We start from the raw sequence: 1,403 nt of genomic DNA on the forward strand, positions 1-1,403 counted from the left end.
CCGCCGGGTGTGGTCTGTTGCCACGGCTTGAAGTCGCTTCCAGGGCCCGCCTTGTTGCCGGTCCCCATCACGACGCCGCCCGTGGTCCGCACGTAGACGCTGATCGTGCCGTCGGGGTATCGCACGACGGAGGGCCGACCCGCGAACCCGCCCTGCGAGCTCAACTGTTGCCACGGACCGAAGCCCGCCCCGGGCGCGGACTGCCCCCGCCCGTACACGTTTCCGTCCGTCTGTACCGCGTACGTCCCGATCGTGCCGTTGCCCCACAACACCATCTCCGGACCACCCAGACCCGAGCCGACGAGCTTCTCGGCTTCCGCGATCAACGAGCGGGCTTTGGCCTCGACCTCGTCGTAGCGCCCCGGAAAGCCCGAGCGTTGTACGGCCTGGGCGACTTGACCCGCCGTGTAGCCGGGGTTTCTGCGGTCCGCGTCGATGGCGCGGCGGAGGAACGATGTGGTGGCGTGGGAGACGTTCATGCACTGTTCGACCGTTCCCCAACCCTGGCTGGGGCGCTGTTGGAAGACACCGACCGAGTCCCGGTCCCCGCAGGGGAGGTTGTTCATGTGGGACTCGACCCAGCCCGCCTCGAAGGCAGCCAGACGGACCTTGCCGTTGACCCGGAGGTCGTCGCACACCTTGTACACGGTCTTGGTCACCTGGAGATCGCGCGTGGCCGGGACGGGGCAGGCCGCCTCGGCGGCAAGCAGCGTCGCCGGTACCCGATCCGCAGCGAAGTCTTCGCTCACGTTCATGTTCGTCGTTTCCTTTCGCACCTGCGTGGTTTCCGGGCCTGCGCTCGATCAGACTTGTTGCCAGGGTTTGAAGTCGCTTCCAGGGCCGGATTTGTTGCCGGTGGCCCAGAAGGCGCCGTCGGTGCCGCGGACGTAGATGCTGACGGTGTGGTCGGGGAACTGCACGATGGAGGGTCGGCCGACGAATCGTCCGCCTTCGCTGAGTCGTTGCCAGGCGGCGTCGAAGTTCCCGCCGGGTTTCTTTTGGCCGAGTCCGTTGACGCTGCCGTCGGCGAGGACTGCGTAGGTTGCCAGGGTTCCGTCGGGTCGCAGGACGATCTCGGGGTCGCCGGCGACGGCCATCGCTCCGCCGGGGGTGGTCTGTTGCCAGGGTTTGAAGTCGCTTCCCGGGCCTGCCTTGTTGCCCGTCCCCATCACCACGCCGCCCGTGGTCCGCACGTAGACGCTGATCGTGCCGTCGGGGTATCGCACGACGGAGGGCCGGCCCGCGAAGCCGCCTTCGCTGAGTCGTTGCCAGGCGGCGTCGAAGTTCCCGCCGGGTTTCTTTTGGCCGAGTCCGTTGACGCTGCCGTCGGCGAGGACTGCGTAGGTTCCCAGGGTTCCGTCGGGCCGCAGGACGACCTCGGGATCGCCCGTGACGGCCATCGC

1 protein-coding gene and 1 pseudogene are annotated in these 1,403 nt (G+C 68.1%); both read right to left on the reverse strand.

Going from position 1 to position 1,403, the window contains the following annotated elements:
• Window positions 1–755: pseudogene (locus GT354_RS52505) on the reverse strand (hypothetical protein); the annotation flags it as partial.
• 48 nt (window positions 756–803) lie between these two features.
• A partial coding sequence (locus GT354_RS08655; RefSeq protein WP_161355672.1) for a hypothetical protein occupies window positions 804–1,403 on the reverse strand: 600 nt, incomplete at its 5' end.

It is taken from the genome of Streptomyces sp. SID3343, from assembly GCF_009865215.1.
Classification (GTDB): domain Bacteria; phylum Actinomycetota; class Actinomycetes; order Streptomycetales; family Streptomycetaceae; genus Embleya.